Annotated in this window: 14 protein-coding genes and 3 pseudogenes; 7 read left to right on the top strand and 10 right to left on the bottom strand. The window is 72.0% G+C overall.

The annotated features are described in order from the left end of the window. Positions 1-122 precede the first annotated feature (122 nt). Positions 123-435, bottom strand: a pseudogene (locus FHS37_RS26065) (transposase); the annotation flags it as partial. A gap of 392 nt (positions 436-827) precedes the next feature. Between FHS37_RS26065 and FHS37_RS26070 the strand changes: the two are divergent. From FHS37_RS26070 to FHS37_RS41330, 6 genes and pseudogenes are all read left to right on the top strand, one after another. Further along, positions 828-1949, top strand: a complete 1122-nt coding sequence (locus tag FHS37_RS26070; protein WP_184825494.1) for a type III polyketide synthase — start codon at positions 828-830, stop codon at positions 1947-1949. Between the two features lie 207 nt (positions 1950-2156). Continuing rightward, entirely contained in the window at positions 2157-2690 is a 534-nt protein-coding gene (locus FHS37_RS26075) for an isoprenylcysteine carboxyl methyltransferase family protein (protein WP_184825495.1), read from the top strand. Then, positions 2687-3757 carry an NAD(P)/FAD-dependent oxidoreductase gene (locus FHS37_RS26080; RefSeq protein WP_184825497.1) on the top strand — a complete coding sequence of 357 codons (1071 nt, stop codon included), beginning with the start codon at positions 2687-2689 and terminating at the stop codon, positions 3755-3757. Before FHS37_RS26075 ends, FHS37_RS26080 begins: the two co-directional genes overlap by 4 nt. Before the next feature lie 124 nt (positions 3758-3881). Beyond that, positions 3882-4700, top strand: coding sequence for a class I SAM-dependent methyltransferase (locus FHS37_RS26085; RefSeq protein ID WP_184825499.1), 819 nt, complete (start codon positions 3882-3884; stop codon positions 4698-4700). Positions 4701-5123: 423 nt separating this feature from the next. Next, positions 5124-6611: an extracellular catalytic domain type 1 short-chain-length polyhydroxyalkanoate depolymerase gene (locus FHS37_RS26090; RefSeq protein WP_184825501.1), complete on the top strand. Its 1488-nt coding sequence runs from the start codon at positions 5124-5126 to the stop codon at positions 6609-6611. A 155-nt stretch (positions 6612-6766) separates the two neighbouring features. Then, a pseudogene (locus FHS37_RS41330) lies at positions 6767-6919 on the top strand (CoA-transferase); the annotation flags it as partial. 42 nt (positions 6920-6961) lie between these two features. Here the strand turns inward: FHS37_RS41330 and FHS37_RS39860 are convergent. The 6 genes and pseudogenes from FHS37_RS39860 to FHS37_RS26120 form a co-directional block, all read right to left on the bottom strand. Continuing rightward, positions 6962-7222: a zinc ribbon domain-containing protein gene (locus FHS37_RS39860; protein WP_308436727.1), complete on the bottom strand. Its 261-nt coding sequence runs from the start codon at positions 7220-7222 to the stop codon at positions 6962-6964. A gap of 26 nt (positions 7223-7248) precedes the next feature. Continuing rightward, complete coding sequence (locus FHS37_RS26100; protein WP_184825503.1) at positions 7249-8232, bottom strand: trypsin-like serine peptidase; 984 nt, start codon at positions 8230-8232, stop codon at positions 7249-7251. A gap of 222 nt (positions 8233-8454) precedes the next feature. After that, a complete protein-coding gene (locus FHS37_RS26105; protein ID WP_184825505.1) occupies positions 8455-10218 on the bottom strand; it encodes a lectin in 1764 nt (587 codons plus the stop codon). A gap of 17 nt (positions 10219-10235) precedes the next feature. Next, positions 10236-13088 (bottom strand): lectin, encoded by a 2853-nt coding sequence (locus FHS37_RS26110; RefSeq protein WP_184825507.1) that lies wholly within the window; start codon positions 13086-13088, stop codon positions 10236-10238. A gap of 293 nt (positions 13089-13381) precedes the next feature. Further along, a pseudogene (locus FHS37_RS26115) lies at positions 13382-13612 on the bottom strand (IS5/IS1182 family transposase); the annotation flags it as partial. Between the two features lie 210 nt (positions 13613-13822). Next, positions 13823-14788: a YihY/virulence factor BrkB family protein gene (locus FHS37_RS26120; RefSeq protein ID WP_184825509.1), complete on the bottom strand. Its 966-nt coding sequence runs from the start codon at positions 14786-14788 to the stop codon at positions 13823-13825. On the opposite strand from FHS37_RS26120, the gene FHS37_RS39865 reads away from it, so the two are divergent. After that, positions 14751-15395 carry a transposase gene (locus FHS37_RS39865; RefSeq protein ID WP_229889885.1) on the top strand — a complete coding sequence of 215 codons (645 nt, stop codon included), beginning with the start codon at positions 14751-14753 and terminating at the stop codon, positions 15393-15395. The two genes, FHS37_RS26120 and FHS37_RS39865, sit on opposite strands and share 38 nt — an antisense overlap. Positions 15396-15668: 273 nt before the next feature. On the opposite strand, the gene FHS37_RS26130 is transcribed toward FHS37_RS39865, so the two are convergent. The 3 genes from FHS37_RS26130 to FHS37_RS26140 form a co-directional block, all read right to left on the bottom strand. Further along, the gene (locus FHS37_RS26130; protein ID WP_184825511.1) at positions 15669-16253 is read right to left on the bottom strand and encodes a YdeI/OmpD-associated family protein; all 585 of its coding nucleotides are present in this window, start codon (positions 16251-16253) and stop codon (positions 15669-15671) included. A gap of 593 nt (positions 16254-16846) precedes the next feature. Beyond that, positions 16847-17653: a nucleotidyltransferase domain-containing protein gene (locus FHS37_RS26135; RefSeq protein ID WP_184825513.1), complete on the bottom strand. Its 807-nt coding sequence runs from the start codon at positions 17651-17653 to the stop codon at positions 16847-16849. 394 nt (positions 17654-18047) lie between these two features. Beyond that, entirely contained in the window at positions 18048-18338 is a 291-nt protein-coding gene (locus tag FHS37_RS26140; protein ID WP_221500334.1) for a hypothetical protein, read from the bottom strand. Positions 18339-18439: the final 101 nt, after the last annotated feature.

Raw genomic sequence — 18439 nt, forward strand, 5'->3', positions numbered from 1 at the left:
TCAGCAGCGTGGACAGATACGGAAACAACTCCAGGAGCACATCACGAGAGCACCCGAGGCATGATCGCGAACAGTCGGCACACCCCGCTCAACCGTCCGGATCACAAGATCGTCGACAGAACCCGGATCTTCACGTGGACGGCGTCGACGAAGACCACCGGACAGACGACGTCGAGCGGCCGGCTGAAGCCACCCGGCCATGCCGCCCAGGACCTCGTCGGTGATCGTGCAGACGGTCCGCCGGGAGACCTCGGCGCCACGAACCTCCGCCAGGTGAGCCTGGACCTCACCGGTGGTCAGGCCCTTCGCGGCCGACGGGATCACCATCTCGTCGACACCGGTCAGGCGCTTGTGCCGCTTCCTGACGGTCTTCGGCTCGAACGAGCCGCCCCGGCCGCGGGACACGACGATCTCCAGCAGCCCCACGTCGGTCAGCCGATCATCCACCGCCCCCGCCGGCTGCGGTCCAGACTGCTCGACGGACTCGACCCCGGTCACGTTCTCACCGGCCATCGGTGCATCTTCCTCAGGCCGTGCCCCCACCCGAGGTTGTTCACCCGGACAGCGGGCCGTACCTGTCAGCCGTCGGCATCCGCCCGGAGGTGGCTTCCCTCCACATCTGCGCCACGGCGGTCGTCCTCGCCCGGACGCTCCCCGGACCCCGTCTTCGGATGCGGGCACCTTACATGCGATTACCATACGTACTGAACTTCTTACTGTCGGTTACGCGCTCCGGCCCTCGACGCCTGCCCCTGAGGCGGCGCATCCTGTGTGCCCGGCCCTGGGCACCGGGCGGCAGCGGCACGCTCGGACGGAAGGCGAGAGGCATGACCCACAGCCGCCCACCGGCCTTCGCAGAGCGCCCGCCCCCGCAGTGGGGGCCGGGCGGTGCCGGGCCGCGGGTGGCGGCGGTCCGGGTGGCCGTGCCTCCGCACCAGTACCGGCAGGAGGACATCACGGCGGCGCACGCGGAGCTGTTCCCCGGACCTGCGAGCGCCCACCGCGCGCTGAGGAGGTTCTCGGCGAACGCCGGGGTGGTCACGCGGAACCTGTCGCTGCCGCTCGAGGAGTACGCGACCCTGGGCGGGTTCACCGGTGCCAACCGTGTCTGGCTGCGCACGGCCCTGGAACTGGGCGAGCAGGCGGTGAACGAGGCGCTGAGCGCGGCCGGGGTGGCACCGGACGAGGTGGACGTGGTGATCAGCACGACGGTGACCGGCCTGGCGGTGCCCTCCCTGGAGGCCCGCCTGGCGCAGCGGATCGGGCTGCGCCAGGACGTCAAGCGCATCCCGCTGTTCGGTCTCGGGTGCGCCGCCGGGGCCGCGGGCATCGCACGGTTGCACGACTACCTGCGGGCGTTCCCCGACCAGGTCGGGGTGCTGCTGGGGGTCGAACTGTGCTCGCTGACGGTGCAGAGCCGCGACTGGTCCACGGCCGGCCTGGTGGCCGCCGGCCTGTTCGGGGACGGTGCCGCGGCGCTCGTCGCCGTGGGGGAACGGCGGGCCCGTGACGTGCACGGCCCTGAGGTCGTGGCCACCCGTAGCCGACTCTATCCTGACACCGCCGACGTGATGGGCTGGCAGATCGGCGCGCACGGTTTCGGCATCGTCCTGTCCCCGGAGGTGCCCTCGGTGGCGGAGCGGGAACTGCCCAAGGACGTGACCGCCTTCCTGGCCGATCACGGCCTGACGGTCGGTGACGTCACCGCGTGGATCTGCCATCCGGGCGGGCCCAGGGTCATCGACGCGGTGCAGCGTGCCCTCGACCTGCCCGAGCAGGCCCTGGCCCACACCCGTCATTCCCTGGCCACGCGGGGCAACCTGTCGTCGGTGTCGGTTCTGGACGTGCTGCGGGCGACGCTGGAGGCCCCTCCCGCCCCCGGTTCCGCCGGGCTGCTCACGGCGATGGGGCCGGGCTTCGCGAGCGAACTGGTCCTGCTGCGCTGGTGACCCGGAACGTCCCCGTCCGACCGCGGCGGCTTCCCCTTCCGCCCGCCTGCGAACCACCTCGAGGAGCCGGTACATGTCCCTTTCCGAGAAAGCGCGGCCGGAACGGCTGGTCCCCGCGCTCACCGGGCACCGCACACGCCGCCCCGCGGGACTGACCGGTGCGCGCGGAGCGCGGCCGGCCCGGCGAACAGCGCCGGGAGGCGTGTGATGCGGCACGGCGTCGCGGCGCTGCCCGCGTGGCTGGTCGTGCTGGTGGCGGCGGTCGCCGCCGAGCGGCTGGCGGAGCTGGTGGTCTCCGTGCGGCATTCCCGGTGGGCCCGGGCGCGCGGCGGTGTGGAACACGGACGCGGCCACTACCCGGTCATGGTGGCCCTCCACACGGCCCTGCTGGCCGGCGTCCTCGTGGAGGTCGCCGTCGCCGGACGGGCGTTCGTCCCCGTGGTGGGCTGGAGTGCGCTGTGCGCCGTGGTGCTGCTGCAGGGGCTGCGGTGGTGGTGCGTACGGTCGCTGGGTCCGCGCTGGAACACCCGGGTCATCGTCGTTCCGGGCCTGCCGCTGGTGCGGCGCGGCCCGTACCGGTGGCTGCGGCATCCGAACTACCTGGTCGTCGCGGCGGAGGGGGTCGCGCTGCCGCTGGTGCACGGTGCGTGGCTGACCGCGCTGGTGTTCACCGCCGCCAACGCCGCGGTCCTCACCGTGCGCCTGCGGGTGGAGAACGCGGCGCTCGGACTCACCGGGTGAGCGGCGCCGTGTACGACACCGATCTGCTCGTCGTGGGCGCGGGTCCGGCCGGACTGGCCGCCGCGCTCCACGCCGCGCGGGCGGGCATGTCCGTGACGGTCTGCGAGAAGCGGCCCGACCCGGTGGACAAGGCGTGCGGTGAAGGCCTGATGCCCGGCGGGGTGCGACGGCTCCACGCCCTCGGGGTGCGGCCGGAGGGCGTGCCCCTGGTCGGCATCGACTACCTCGATCCGTCCGGCCGCCGGGCCCACGCGCCGTTCCCGGCCGGGCCCGGGATGGGCGTGCGCCGCACCGCGCTCCAGGCCGCGCTGTCCGCCGCCGCGCACGCCGCAGGCGCTCACCGGCTCGACGTCCGCGTGACGGCGGTGGCGCAGGACGCCACCGGGGTGACCGCCGCAGGGGTGCGGGCACGCTGGCTCATCGCCGCCGACGGCCTGCACTCCCCGCTGCGCCGCCACCTCGGTGTGCCCGTCCGGCGCGGGTTCCCGCGCCGCTTCGGACTGCGCCGGCACTGGCGCGCCGAGCCCTGGAGCCGGAGCGTGCAGGTGGTCTGGGGCCCGCACGCCGAGGCCTACATCACCCCCGTGGCCGCGGACCAGGTGGGCGTCGCCGTCCTGTACCGCCCCGCCGCCGCGTCGCCGGACACGGCGGCGCACCACGCCTACGCCGCGCTGCTGGAGACCTTCCCCCACCTGTGCCGCCGGCTCGCTCACGCCGATCCGGCGTCCAGCGTGCGCGGCGCCGGCCCGATGCGGCAGTACCCGGCGCGCCGTGTCGTGGGCCGCGTCCTGCTCGCCGGCGACGCGGCCGGGTACGAGGACGCGCTCACCGGCGAGGGCATCAGCCTGGCACTGGCCCAGGCCGAAGCCGCGGTCGACGCCCTGGTCGCCGGCTCCCCCGCCCGCTACGGCCACGCCTGGCGGCGCCTGACGCGCCGCTACCGGTGGCTGACCCGCGCCCTGGTCCTCGCCACCGCCCACCCCGGCGCCCGCTCGCTGCTGGTGCCCGGATGCCGGGCCGCGCCGGCGGCCTTCCGCGCCGCGGTCCGTCAGCTCGCTGCCTCCTGAACCCCCATGCCGCACATCCGCACCACGACGGCGTCCGCACGCACCACGACGGCATCCGCACACCACGACGGCATCCGCACACCACGACGGCATCCGCACACATCACCGCGGGAGGTGGAGCACCGTGCACGACGGGAAGTTTCCGCGGGGCGGCCCGGGAGCCCCCTGGTGGGACCGCCTGTACGAAACCGACCGGGCCGAGTGGATCGACTTCGTCGACCACCCCGATCCCCGGCTGGCGGAGAGGGCGCGCAGGGGACTGCGCGAGCTGGACCGGTTCCAGCGCGCGTCACTGGCCTACCGCACCTTCAGCCGACTGGCCCTGGCCGAGGTCGGCCGGCCGCGTGAGCCCCGCATCCTCGAGCTCGGAGCGGGCCGGGGCCACCTCGCTGAACGGCTCCTGCGCGACCACCCCACCGCACACGTCACCGTCAGCGACATCAGCCCCGACTCCGTCCGGGCGTTCCGCGCGGGCCCTCTGGGCGATCACCCGCGGGTCACCGCGCGCGTCATCGACGCCACCGCCATCGACGCCCCCGACCGCTCCTGGGACCTGGCCGTCTTCACGATGTCCCTGCACCACCTGCAGCCGGCGCAGGTGCGCATGGTGTTCCGCGAGGGCACCCGGGCCGCACACCGTCTGCTCGTCATCGACGCCTGGCGGAACCCGGCGTACCTGGCCGTCGTCCCGCTGCTGTTCCTCCTCGGCGGGACCGCGGCCGCGCACGACGGCGCGATCAGCCTGCGCAAGGCCTACCACCCGTCCGCGCTGCGCGCCCTGGCCGCCGACTGCGGCGCGCCGGTGCGCCTGCGCTGCGGGTTCCATCCCCCCGGCTACCTGGTGGCCTGCGCCCACCGCGGCGCCCCCCGGGCGTCCGGCGACAGTGCAGCCGCCACGGCACAGGACCGGGACCGACCAGACGCCGGGCCCAGCCGTACGTGAACCCGCTCGGAGCGGTCGGTGCCGTGCGCCGGGACCACGACGGCGGCGGTCGGGGGCGACGTCGCAGCCCGGCCGGGGCGCTGACCGGTTCGCGTGTCACCACCGTGCTCAGGTCGCGCGCCACCAACGTGTTCAGAGGCAGTATCAGGTATATGGGCTGGCCGCCTACCGTCCGTCGCGCGGTGATGGTTCCCAACACCACTGCGCCGGGTGGCCGTGCGAGGTCCTGCTCCGCGAGATCCCCCATACACGGCTGATCGTGGACCGGGCCATGGATGCCCGTCACACAGGGAATCCGGCAAGCCTGGCCGTCCCCCCCATGCCAACGCCGACGAGCGTGCCCGCATGATTCACGCCACACCGGCGACCGGCCTTCGTCCGGCATCGGTGCACGACGGGTTCACACCTCAGGAGGCAGTCGTCATGGGACAGTCGCATCCTCCGTTCCGCTCCGCGAGGGGCCGCCGCCTCGTCGGAGGCATCCGCCGCTGGATCACCACCACCGCAGGTGTCCTGGCCCTGACCGGTGGCACGGTCGCCGTGAGCCCGCAGGCGTCCGCCGCGGGTCTGACGCCGGTCACCGGTTTCGGGAGCAACCCCGGCAACCTGTCCATGTACGCCTACGCACCCGACGCGCTGCCGGCCGGCGCCCCGCTGGTGGTCGCGCTGCACGGATGCACCCAGAGCGCGAGCGACTACTACGCGCACTCCGGCTGGCCGACATTCGCCGACCGCTACGGCTTCGCAGTGGTCTTCCCGCAGACGAGCAGCGCCAACAACGCCAGCTCCTGCTTCAACTGGTTCGAGCCCGGCGACAGCGAGCGCGGGCGGGGCGAGGCGCTGTCGATCAAGCAGATGGTCGACAAGGCCGTCGCCCAGTACGGAAGCGACAGCCGGCGGGTGTACATCACCGGTCTGTCCGCCGGTGGTGGCATGACCGCGAACATGCTCGCCGCCTACCCCGACGTCTTCGCGGGCGGCGCCATCGACTCCGGACTGCCCGCGTACTGCGCGAACAGCGTGTCCGCGGCGTACACCTGCATGTACAGCCCGCCGGACAGGAGCCCCGCCCGATGGGGAGACCTGGTGCGCTCCGCCGCTCCGGCCGGTACGACCTCCTGGCCACGCGTCGCGATCTGGCAGGGCACCGCCGACACCACCGTCAAGCCCGCCAACGCCACCGAGCTGCGCGACCAGTGGACCGACGTGTGGGGCGTCGGCCAGACGCCCTCCCGCACCGAAAGCCTCACCGGAGGCACCACACTGAGCGTCCACGACGACGCCTCCGGCCGTCCCGCCGTCGAGGTCTACTCCGTCGCCGGTATGGCGCACGGGCTCGCGGTCGACCCGGGCAGCGGCACCGAGCAGTGCGGCAGCACCGGCACCTACTACCTCGACACCATCTGCTCCAGCTACCACACCGCCCGTTTCTGGGGACTCGACAGCGACGACCAGGGGACCGGCGCCCTGCCCGCGCCCACAGGCCTGACCGTCACCGGGACCACCGACACCACCGCCTCCCTGAGCTGGAAGGCGGTACCCGACGCGGCCTCGTACGTCGTCCACCGCGGCGGCACGAAGGTGGGCACCACGACCTCGGCCTCCTACACCGACACGGGCCTGGCCACCGGCACGACGTACAGCTACACCGTGGCGGCCGTGGACTCCGCGGGTGCGGCAGGCGCGGTCTCCTCGGCTGCGGCCGCGACCACCACCGGGTACACGCCCACGTGCCACACGACCAGCAACTACGACCACACGGTCGCCGGACGCGCCTACCGGAGCGGCGGCCACACCTACGCCAAGGGTTCCGGCCAGGCCATGGGTCTGTGGAACGCATTCACCACGCGCACCCTCAAGCAGACCGCGCCCGGGTACTACGTCGTCGCGGACTCCGGCTGTCCCGCCTGAGCCTCTCCCGGCTGTCCCCGCCCACACGGAGGAGGTGGTCGCCGACACCTCGCTGGGGGTGGGCGCGCGGACGGCACCCGTGTCCGCGCACCCACCGCCCGCCCGGCCTCTTCGTCCAGCGCGTGGTCCGGGTCACTCCCGGCGACCCCACGGCCGAGCGGTGCACGGCCGTGCCCGGAGCCTCGTTCTTCGGCTCCGCCCTTTCCTTCGGCGTGATCCGCGGCGGCCACGTCGACGCCGCCGTACTCGGCGCCGTACAGGCATCCGTCTCGGGCGACCTCGCCCACTGGGCGATGCCCGATGAGGTGGCTCCGCTCACGACTGGGGGCGCGGGCTTCCTGTGCCGGTGGCTAAGCCACGTCGCAGGGGACCAGCCCGGCCCTGTTGATGACGTTCATCGCGCCGACGTGGTCCGCGTCGGCGGTGAAGCCGCACGAGGCGCACGTGAAGTCGGCTTGGGTGACACGGTTCTCCCTCGCTGTGTGCCCGCAGTCGGGGCGGGTGCGGGAGGTGTTGCGGGCGCTTGGGAAGGCGGCCGGCACGCCGGCCGGTGTCCGCCCGGGAACCGCTCGGCCGGCGTGCGTTGCGCACCCCCTCCGGGCACCGGTCACTCGAAAGGGGGGACGGGGGTCGGGGCTCAGGAAGCCTGGGCCTTGTCGTACAGGGCCTTGGCGACGTCACCGAAGTACGGGCCGAACATGCGGTTGGGGAGGAAGGTGTAGCCGAAGCTGTTCACCGAGACCTGCAGGCCGGTGCCGGTGGTCTCGTCGAAGCCGGTGAACCAGGGACCGCCGCTGGAGCCGCCGGTCATGTTGCAGGCGAGGCTGTGGTCCTGTGAGAAGAGGAAGTCCTTCGAGCTGTTGCCGCTGCAGTAGATGAGCTTCGAGCCGTCGTACGGCGAGGCGGCCGGGAAGCCGAAGGCGTACATGCGTTTGTTGTAGCCGCCGTTGAACTGGATGCCCTGTGCGCCGACGACCGAGGTGAGCTTCCGGCCGTTCAGGGGCGCGACGACCGCTGCCGCGACGTCGTGGTTGATGTCCTCGCTCGCTTCCCACTGCGGCGTGGTCAGCGTGCGGGTCGCGGTCCACTGGCCGTAGGGGGCGTTGCCGTTGTCGTACGCCGGCACGAAGACCCAGTTGGTGTGCCAGCTGCCCTGGTACTTCACGCAGTGCCCGGCCGTGATGACCGTGCTGGCGTTCTGGCTGGTGACGGCGTTGCCGGAGCAGGAAGCGGTACGTCCCTGGAAGGTGAAGAACACCCGGCCCGAGGTGGAGACCACTGCTCCGTCGCCGGTCCACGGGCCGCCTGCCTGCGGAAAGGCGGTGGGTGCGGTGGCGGGGACGACCGTTGGCGTACTCCCGCTGGTTTCGGGGACCTTGAGGCTCCTGGCTGCCTGGGGAGTCAGGTGAAGATCGAGGGGCGTGGCGCTGCGCATGCGCTCGGCGGTCCAGAAGGTGCGGGATGTGCGCTGTTCGGCGAGCGGGACGGTGCGGACCTCGGCCTGTGGTGCCGGGGATGTGCCTGAGGGTGCCGCCTGGGCGGTGGTGGTGCCGACCAGGCCGCCGGTCAGCAGGGCCGAGACGGTCATCAGGATGCCGGCAGCAGTGCGGTGTCGTCTCACGCGGATCTCCTTCTGCCGCGCCGAGACCCGTCGAGCGGGTCCGGGCAGGGTGGGGGGATGAAGAGCGGTGCGGACAGACGTGCGTGAGGCAGAGTGCCACGGAAATCTTCTGTTGTCAGGGGCGCGTCAGCTCATTTTCTTCTGCCGTGTGCCGGACCGCCCCGCCCCTCACACATGTCGCGCGCGAGGGGCGGGGTGGTGCCGGTCATCGGTCGGTGTGTGTCAGGGCAGGGTCCATTTCTGGTTGGGGCCGGTGTGGCAGGTCCACAGGTGGACGGGGGTTCCGTCGTTCCAGGTGCCGCCGGACGCGTCCAGGCACTTGGCCGACCGGGGGTTGCGCACCGTGCCGTCGGCCTGGGGCGCCCACTGCTGAGCGCCCGTGCCGTTGCACGTCCACAGCTGGACCTTCGTGCCGTCCGCGCTGCCCCCGCCGGAGACGTCCAGGCACTTGCCCAGCGCCCGCAGCGTGCCATCGGCTCCGACGGTCCACTTCTGCGCACCCGTACCGTTGCACGTCCACAGCTGGACCTTCGTGCCGTCGGCCGTCTGCGCACCGTCCACGTCCAGGCACTTGCCGTTCACCCCCTTCACCTCACCCGAGCGGGGGGAGGGCTGCTGACCGTCGCCCTGCTTGATGCGGATGTCGCGGAAGGACACCTCGTCGCCGTCGCCGTGGTTCTGGATGCCGATGTGGCCCTGGCGCAGGCTGCGTGCCGGGTCGGTGTTGGTGAAGTCGTTGATCTTGCGGCCGTTGAGGAAGATCTCCAACCGCTCGCCGGTGACGCGAAGTTCGTAGGTGTTCCACTCCCCCGGCGGGTTCAGTGCGGCATCGCGGACGGTGAGGTCGGCCGACTGGAAGCCGTAGACGGCGCCCGTGGTGCGCTCGGGCGCGTCGGTGGCGTCGATCTGGATCTCGTAGCCGTTGTTCACCGCCGACCACGGGTCGTCCGAGGACGGGAAGCCGATGAACACCCCGGAGTTGTCGTCCCCGGCCGTCCTCCAGTCGAGCTTGAGGGAGTAGTCGCCGGTGAACTCCTCGGCGGAGTACCACAGCATGCCGAGACCGCCGTGCGAGGTGAGGGTGCCGTCGGCGAGGGTGAACCCGCCGGGGCCGGCCTGGCTCCAGCCCGAGGCGGACGAGCCGTCGAACAGGGGCGTGTAGCCGGTCTCGGGGCGGCAGTCCGCCTCGGTCATGCCGGCGGCCCAGCGGATGCCGCCCAGGAGGTGCCGGCGGAAGGCCGGTTCGGCGTACGACTCGTCGGTGTGGCCGCCTCCGGTGTAGAAGGCCCGGCCGCCCTGGTAGTCCTTGCACCAGGCGATCGGATGGTCGCCGGACATGTTCCCGCCCGAGTAGCTGGTCTCGTCGAGCGAGGCGAGGACGTGGGCGGTGGTGCGCGGGTTGGTGCGGTAGTTGTACCACTCGTCGGTGCGCTGCCAGGTGCCGCCCAGGTGGGCGGTGGCGTCGTGCGCCCGGTCCTCCACCTCGACGGTGGCGGTCTGGACGGCCGGGTGCGAGTGGAACAGGGCACCGGCCAGCCCTTCGTAGAAGGGCCAGTCGTACTCGGTGTCGGCGGCGGCATGGACGCCGACGTATCCGCCGCCGCCCTGCACGTACTGTTCGAAAGCCGTCTGCTGGGCGGCGTTCAGCACGTCACCGGTCGTGGAGAGGAAGACGACCGCCTTGTACCGGGCGAGGTTTCCGGTGGTGAACGCCTGGGCGTCCTCGGTGGCGACGACGCTGAAGTTGTTCGCCGTGCCGAGGTCGCGCAGGGCGGCGATGCCGTCGTCGATCGAGGAGTGGCGGAAGCCGGCCGTCTTGGAGAAGACGAGGACTGTGTACGCCGGGTCCTCGGCCGCGTGGGCTTCGGCGCCCGGGGTCCGGGTCTGACCCGCTGCTGCGGGCGCGGCGGCCGTGCTCTGCGGTGCCGTCAGGCACAGCGCGGCTGCGGTGAACAGGCCCAAAACGGCCTTGAGTCGGGTGCGCACGGGTGGTCGCCTCCTTTCTACGGCAGGGTCCATTTCTGGTTGGGGCCGGTGTGGCAGGTCCACAGGTGGACGGGGGTTCCGTCGTTCCAGGTGCCGCCGGACGCGTCCAGGCACTTGGCCGACCGGGGGTTGCGCACCGTGCCGTCGGCCTGGGGCGCCCACTGCTGAGCGCCCGTGCCGTTGCACGTCCACAGCTGGACCTTCGTGCCGTCCGCGCTGCCCCCGCCGGAGACGTCCAGGCACTTGCCCAGCGCCCGCAGCGTGCCATCGGCTCCGACGGTCCACTTCTGCGCACCCGTACCGTTGCACGTCCACAGCTGGACCTTCGTGCCGTCGGCCGTCTGCGCACCGTCCACGTCCAGGCACTTGCCGTTCACCCCCTTCACCTCACCCGAGCGGGAGCCGGCGCCGGAGGTGGTGAAGGAGAAATCGTCGACGTCGAAGAGCGAGCCGCTGCCGCCCTTGAAGACGAGGAAGAGGGAGGTGGAACCGGCGGGCTGGCCGGTGAGCGGGGCGGAGACGTCTTCGAAGGTCTCCCAGCCGCCGGTCACCGGTACGGTCGCCGTGCCGAGCAGGGTGCCCGTGGGGGATCCGGTGCGCACCTCGATCGTGCCGCCGGCGCCCGCCGAGGAGACCCGGGCGGTGAACGTGCCGGCGTCGGCGAGGGCGTAGGGCTTGAAGGAGATCCAGTCACCGTTCTCGATGTGGCCGACGGTCCTGCCACCGTGCGCGGGGGCGTGGTTGACGACCTGGACGCCGGAGGAGTCGCCGTAGTGCTCGGCCTGGCGGTGGGTGGGCTGGGTGATGTGCTGGTCGTGGGTGGTCAGCGCGGGCTGGCCGTTCGCGCCCTTGTCGGTGTACTCGGCGTCGACGACGCCGAAGATGTTGGCGTTGGGGTCGTGCTCGCCGTCCGCGAGGGTCTGCAGGGTGCCGGTGCAGCCGGTGGCGGAGGTCTGCGGGTGGCCGTGGCTGTCGTGGCCGACGATGAAGGTGACCTTCACCCTGGAACAGTCGACGGTGCCGTCCTCGGGGTCGGTCACCGTCACCTCGAACGGGATCGCGTCACCGAAGTCGTGGATGCTCCCGTCGAGGGGCAGGTCGAGTCGCACCGTGGGCGCGGTGTTGCCGACGGTGATCTGCACGGAGGCCGTCGCCGACTTGCCGGTGCTGTCGGTGGCCTTGAGGGTGGCCGTGTACTGGCCGTCGGCCGAGTAGGTGTGGGTGGGGTCGGCGGCGGTGGAGGTGGCGCCGTCGCCGAAGGTCCAGGCGTAGCTCAGGGCGTCGCCGTCGGCGTCGGAGCTGCCCGCCGAGGAGAAGGAGACGGACAGGGGTGCCTTGCCGGAGGTGACGTTCGCCTTCGCCTGGGCGACCGGGGCGTGGCCGCCGGTGACGTGCTCGATGCGGTACAGGGCGGAGTTCTGGTCGCCGTTGAAGTAGCCGGTGCCGTAGTCGAGGACGTACAGGGCGCCGTCCGGGCCGAAGGCCATGTCCATCACCTGGGTGCCGCTCCAGGGGAAGGCGTTGATGGACTGCACGGTGCCGTCGCCGGCGGACTCGATGCGCTTGATCCAGCGGCGGCCGAACTCGCCGGCGAAGAAGTCGCCGTCGTACTCCTGCGGGAACTTCACCTCGGAGGTGGAGGCGGCGTCGTAGCGGTAGACGGGGCCGCCCATGGGGGACTCCGAGCCGCTGCCGAACTCCGGTACCGAGCCGCCGTTGTACGGGATCCAGGCGGGCCGGGCGGGCGGCAGATCGGTCAGGCCGGTGTTGCGCGGAGAGGTGTTCTTCGGCGCCGAGCAGCTGAAAGCGGCTCCCGAGGTGCCGGTGGCGAAGTCGTAGTCGGTGTAGGCGTCGTTGTCGCCGGTGCAGTAGGGCCAGCCGAAGTTGCCCGCCTTGGTGATGCGGTTGAACTCGACTTGGCCCTCGGGGCCGCGTCGGGGGTTCGCGGTGCCCGAGTCGGGGCCGTAGTCGCCGAGGTAGACGATGCCGGTCGCCTTGTCGACGCTCATCCGGAACGGGTTGCGGAAGCCCATCGCGTAGATCTCGGGCCGGGTCCTCGCGGTGCCGGGCGGGAACAGGTTGCCGTCCGGGATCGAGTACGACCCGTCGGCGTTCACCTTGATGCGCAGGACTTTGCCGCGCAGATCGTTGGTGTTGCCGGAGGAACGCTGGGCGTCGTAGGCGGGGTTGCGGGACGGCCTCTCGTCGATGGGGGTGAAGCCGTCCGAGGCGAAGGGGTTGCTGTCGTCGCCCGTCGACAGGTACAGGTTGCCCGCCGTGTCGAAGTCGATGTCGCCGCCGACGTGGCAGCAGATGCCGCGTGAGGCGGGCACGTCGAGGATCTTCTTCTCGCTGCCGAGGTCCAGGGTGCCGTCGGTCTTCAGGACGAACCGGGACAGCCGGTTGACCCCGTCGAACAGGGCGAAGTCGGCGGCGGTGCCGTCCGCCGGGGCGTCACCGCCCGGGGTACCGAGCTTGGGGGCGTAATAGAGGTAGACGTGCCGGTTGGACGCGAAGCCCGGGTCCACGGCGATGCCCTGCAGGCCCTCTTCGTCGTGACTGTAGACGTCGAGCCTGCCCGCCACCGTGGTCGTTCCCGCGGCGTTGGTCAGCCGGACGGTGCCGTCGCGCGAGGTGTGCAGGACGGAGCGGTCCGGCAGCACCGCCAGCGTCATGGGCTCGCCCATCTCGGCCACGCCCTTGGCGAGTGTGACCTGCTGGAACTCCGGGGCGGCGGGCGCCTCGGCGCCGCGGTCGGGGTCCGCGGGCGCGGCGGTGGCCGGGGACACCGGCAGCAGCAGGCCGACGGCGCAGGCCACGGCGGTGAGTAAGAAGCGGACGCGTCTGGGTCTGAGCGATCTCGTGCGCACAGAGGTCTCCCGGGGGGTGGGATGACGGCAGCCCTCAGGGGGCTGCCCGGGGGCTACGGGCGCGCGCCGTCGCGCCGTGGACACCGGCCGACAGTCCTCATGACCGGTTCATTTCAAGGAAGTTAGCGGGCTTTGTTGAACCCCGGAACCCATTCCGCACAAGATCTCGCCACTTTTCCCACGGGCGGGACAAAGTGGGGTGGGGCGGGCGACGGGGCCTTGCGGCACAGGAGAAGGCAGGTGTCGTCGTCGCGCTCGGAGTCGTGCGGCGCGGGCTTGAGCAGTGAGCCTCTTCAGCGTTGCCGCTCCAGGGTGAGGGCAGCCTCGGCGATTGGCGTCATGCGGTTCGGACTGCGCCGGGATCTGCGGGAGATCCGCCAGGACCCCAGGCGGGCGACGCCGCGTTCGACCGGTGCCCTTGCCGCGGCCAGGACCCGGTCGACGGTCTTCTCGGTGGGGGCGGGTTCCTGCGGGGGCCTGCGTTCGATGTCCGTGGCCAGCCAGGGGCCGCCTCCCTGGTGGGCGGGCCGGCACCCGCACGGCTCCCAGGAGTGGAACCCGGACGGTGACGGCCAGGTCGGGCGGACGTCGGAGTGGGCACAGCGCACGACGACCACGTGCCAGGGCTCGCTTTCCCGGCAGGCCGCTTTCGCCGGGCTGCCGTGACAGGGGCCGCAGAACCGACGACACGGCGACGGCGTGCCCGTTCCGGCGCCGACGCGTCCCTTCACCGGTCAGGGGCCCGGTCCGGGGTCCGGCTGTACCGCGGCGTCGATACCGGCACGCGCTGCCTCCAGCTGGGCCGCGAACGCGATGCCGAAGAAGAGGGCGACGGCGGTGAGGTTGGCCCACAGCAGCAGGGCGACGAAGGCGGTGAGTGGTCCGTACAGGGCGCCGAACGCGCCGCTTCCTTCGACGTAGAGCGCGAGCAGCCACGTCGCCGCGACCCACAGCAGGAGGTGGACGGCCGAGCCGAAGGCCAGCCACGTGTAGCCGGGCTGGACCCGTCGGGGGGACCAGCGGAAGATCACCGCGGAGGCGACCCACGCCAGCGCCAGCCCCACCGGCAGGTCGAGCGCACCCCACCACCCCGTGCCGCTGCCCGGTCCTCCGATCACACGGGCCACCGCGTCGCCGACAGCGTCGCCGGCGACGAGCACGATGAAACCGAGCACCAGAGGCAAGCCGGCCGTGAGCGCGAGGAGGACGGCCCTGCCGTATTTACGAGGAAGGGGACGGTCGCGTTCGATGCCGTAGATGCGGTTGGCACCCCGCTCGATCTGGCCCATGGCCGAGGCGAGGTTCAGCAGGGCAAAGCCCAGACCGAGCCACAGGGCCAGCGTGGCCCCGATGTCGCCGTGGGCACTGCGCCGTGTCCCGTCGAAGGCGTCCTGGACGAGGTCGGCACTGGCGCCGGGCACGATCCGGCCGAGGGTGAGTTCGATGACCCGCCCCACGCCCTCGGTGTGCACCGAGGTCGCCAGGCCCACCAGCGCCACGGTGAACGGCACCAGGCCGAGGACCACTTGGAAGGCGAGCGCCCGGGCGTTGGTGAACCCGTCCGCGTAGCGGAAGCGGGCGAAGGAGTCGGTGAGCAACCGCAGGCTTCCGTAGTGCCGCAGCGCGGCGAACGCCTCGTCGCCGGAGAGTTCCTCTCCGATCATGTCCCGGGTCTGCGGGACATGGACGACGGTCCCCATACGCGCACGCTCCTCGCCTCGAGTGGGTCTGCTCCACTTATTGGTCACCCGTCACAGCGGCCGGTACACCCACACCGGCTCCGCAGCCCACGCACGGCCAGCGGTCGAGCGGGCGCTGTCACGTCGGTCGGCCGAGTGGGATGATTTTCCGGCTGATCGTGCCAGGCCGTGCATCGAGAGTGGATCTCGGGCTGTGCATGATCACTGTTCATGGGTCGGGGAGATCTCACGGACGAGCAGTGGGGCGGTGCTGGAGCCGTTGTCGCCGAGGGGCGCCGGGGCGGGGCGGCCGCCCGTCCGGCCTCGGCGGCAGCTGGTCGACGGCATACGGTTCCGGGTCCGGACCGGTGTTCCGTGGCGGGACGTCCCCGCCGAGTACGGGCCGTGGGGCCGCGTCCACGACCTGCTTCCGCCGGTGGCAGCGGAACGGCACCCGGCACCGGATCCTCACCCGGCTCCGGACCCTGGCCGACACGAAGGGTGCGATCACGTGGGACCTGAGCGTCGACTCCACGGCCTGCCGCGCCCATCCGCATGCGACCGGGGCCCGCAAGCAGGGCGACCTGCGGAAGGAACCACCGGGCGGCGTCTTCACCGAGCCCCGTGATCACGGGCCGGGACGGTCGCGCGGCGGGTCCACCACCAAGCCGCACCCGGCCGTCGAGCAGGGCCAGAAGCCCCCGTCGATCGTGGTGACGGCAGGACGGCGTTCGCCGAGGCGCGACCCTGGCGGTGGAGGGTCCAGCTCAGGCGGAACGCTCCCGCGGGTGCGGGGATGGTCCTGGTGCCCCAGCGGGGGCTGCTCGCCTCCCGACGAGGGCACGACCCGGTGATTGCTTCAGGTCGCAGCACCAGCGGCCCGGGAGTTCCACCGGGACGATCACCCTTCGCCTGCCTGCCGCCTCTCCCCCAGGTCCCGTACCGCTCGCTCCAGCCGTGTCCGCCGGATCTCCGGCGTTGCGGCCTGGAGCAGCGGGAGCATCACGAGGTAGCGGGCGGTCCGGTCGAGCGCGTCGAACGCCGCACGCGCCGCCGGATCCGCGGCAAGCGCCACAGCAAGGTCGTCCGGGACCACAGCGGTCGCTTGCGACGCGTACGCGCGGTCCCAGCGGCCGTCCTCCTGGGCCCGCCGGACCTCGGCGAGGCCGGGCTCCCGCATCCGGCCCGCCGCCGCCAGCGCCGCGACCTTCTCGACGTTCACCCGCGACCACAGGCTCCTCGGCCGCCGCGGCCCGTACCTCTGCAGGTAATACCGGTCGTCCAGGCCCCGACGCTGCCCGGAGATCCAGCCCCAGCACAGCCCCACGTCGACCAGTTCGTCATCCGTGACCGACGCGATCCCCGAGGCCTTCTTCGCCACCTTGACCCACACGCCCTCACGGCGGGTGTGATGCTCAGCCAGCCAGTCCTCGAAGGCCGCCGCATCCGCGAACGCGACGACCTCCACCCCGTCGAACTCCTCCATGCGGGCCAGGCTAGCCCGGCCACGCCCCGGTGACCCTTCCCGGTCACAGCACCAACCGCCATGGTCGGAGCCACGGTCGAGGTCGTGGCCGGGCACTCCACAGATCCCCACCACGGACACCAGGGCCCGACCACAGCAGGTCACAGCGTTGCGCGGATCATCGCGCAGCCGCACACCGCCACAGCCGGGCCTCGAAAGCCGAAGCCCCTCACGTCCGGCAGGGCGTGAGGGGAGACAATCGCCCGATGACCCGTCGTCGCTTGCTGGGCACCGGCCCGAGCCGCACAGATCTCCCGCCTGGACTGCCGCCCGTGCCCCGCGCACTCCTCGCCGCTGAACGCATCCCCTCCACCCCCACTACCGCCCCGGCCGACCCCAGGCCCGCACAGCCGGCCGCACGCCGCACCCTGGGCGCCGGCCCCAGCAGCGATACGCAGCCACCCCCAGCTTGACCGCACATGGGCTGCGCACCCATGACCAACCTGACTACGCAGCCCGTGGCTTTCTTCACGAGAGCCCACAGCATCGTCCGGTGCGTGTCTCCGCTCTGTGGGCAGGTGCAGTCCGGCGAGCGTGGCACCGGGCCGCGCCCGTCAGGGACGCGGAGCCTTCTCGCCGTGCACGGCTGTGTACTCGGCTGCGAGCCAAGGCCCGAGGTCGTCGATGAGCATCCTGAGTACCGCCGGGTCGGGCGAGGGTGCCCGGCCGACAAAAGCGGCGACACGCATCTGCTCGACGCGCTCGGGATAGTAGCGGCCGAAGAGCTCGGCTGACTGGTCGAGGTCGCTGGTCCAGCCACCCCACCGGGGCATGATCAGAGTGAATCCTGTGCGGACGACGCGACGGCCGACGAAGCGGCTGAGGATCCGGCGATCGGCGTCCGTGGTGGCTTCGGCTGCTCTGGCACGCCAGCGTGGGAGCACACGGGCGAGGTCGCCGTTGGTCTCCCGCGCGAGCAGGGTCGTGGGGCGGTAACGGGGCAGTCCTTCTGCAAGGTCAGGGCCCAGCAACGGGGTGCAGAGGCAGGCGATGAAGAACCCGCCGTCGTGACGTTCGACATCGCTGAGCAGAACCCGCGCGCTGGTCAGCAGGATCCCGACGCCGTCGATCTGCGGGAACGCGCGGTCGAGTGCGGCCTCGACCGCTTTGGCGTCAGCGCGGTCGGCTTCAGTGGGCTCGTCATGGAGGGCGAGCTGAAGGTCGAGATCGGAAACCCCGGGGGTGGCGTTACCACGGGGGATACTGCCGTAGAGGTAGGCGCTGTGCAGGCGCGCTCTGCCGAACGTCTCGGAGATGCGGGCGCGGGCCGCATCGACGACGGGGACGAACACTGGCGGCACTCGGTCCAGTGCGCCTTCGCGTACGATCGTCCCGTCGTGGTCCAGCCCTCGTTCATTCATGGGGCCACTGTGCCGTGTACTGCCGTGTGCTGCCGAGCTGATTCCCGAGGCGGTGTGGCCTCCGTGCGTCGCGTCCGCCAGCGGGCGGTGCAGCCCGCGGCCTTCGTCGTCCGTGGCCGCCGTGGACTTGACGGCATTCTTGCTCGTTCCTGCCGGAGACGAACGTGTACCGGTTCCCGCGTCCGGGGGCTGACCAACGGACGCGGATCCCGGTGTCGTCGATGATTCCGGCCCTGGTGGAACAGGCGACGGTCATCACGTAGCGGGTGCCGCGTGCTTCGAGGGGCGGCGCGGAGCTGGAGGTCCCGGCCGCCGTGCTCCGCAACGGAACCCCCTACGAACCCAGGAGCCCGGTGACAGCTGCATGAACCAGCCCCCGGCAGGCCGACTCAGATCAACATCCTGTGTCGTCCGCCCATGCCGAGATCTCCACGGCACCCCGGCGTACAGCTTCTTCCGGGTCCCGGGCGAGCTGCCCGCAGACCGCTGCGACGTCCGGCGCATCGTCCGGTCCCACGAGCGCGTCGTGCACCCCGGTCTGCAGCCAGTTCACCTGGTTGTCGTCAGCCGCGGCAACCGCGAGAGCGACGAGCCTCATGGCGGCCACCGTCCCCACCCGGGTCAGGGCCTCTGCCGTCTGCCGGGTCACCGCCGTGTCCCCGACGTCCAGCAGCAGCCCCGTCAACGCTCCCGCAGCCTCAGGAACGTCAGCGAAGGAAGCAAGGGCACGCCCGGCACGAGCACGCTGCGGCCACGAAGGAGACGAAGCCCCGGCCAAGGCCGCCT

This window comes from Streptomyces griseomycini (genome assembly GCF_014203535.1).
In the GTDB taxonomy this organism is placed as follows: Bacteria; Actinomycetota; Actinomycetes; order Streptomycetales; family Streptomycetaceae; genus Streptomyces; species Streptomyces griseomycini.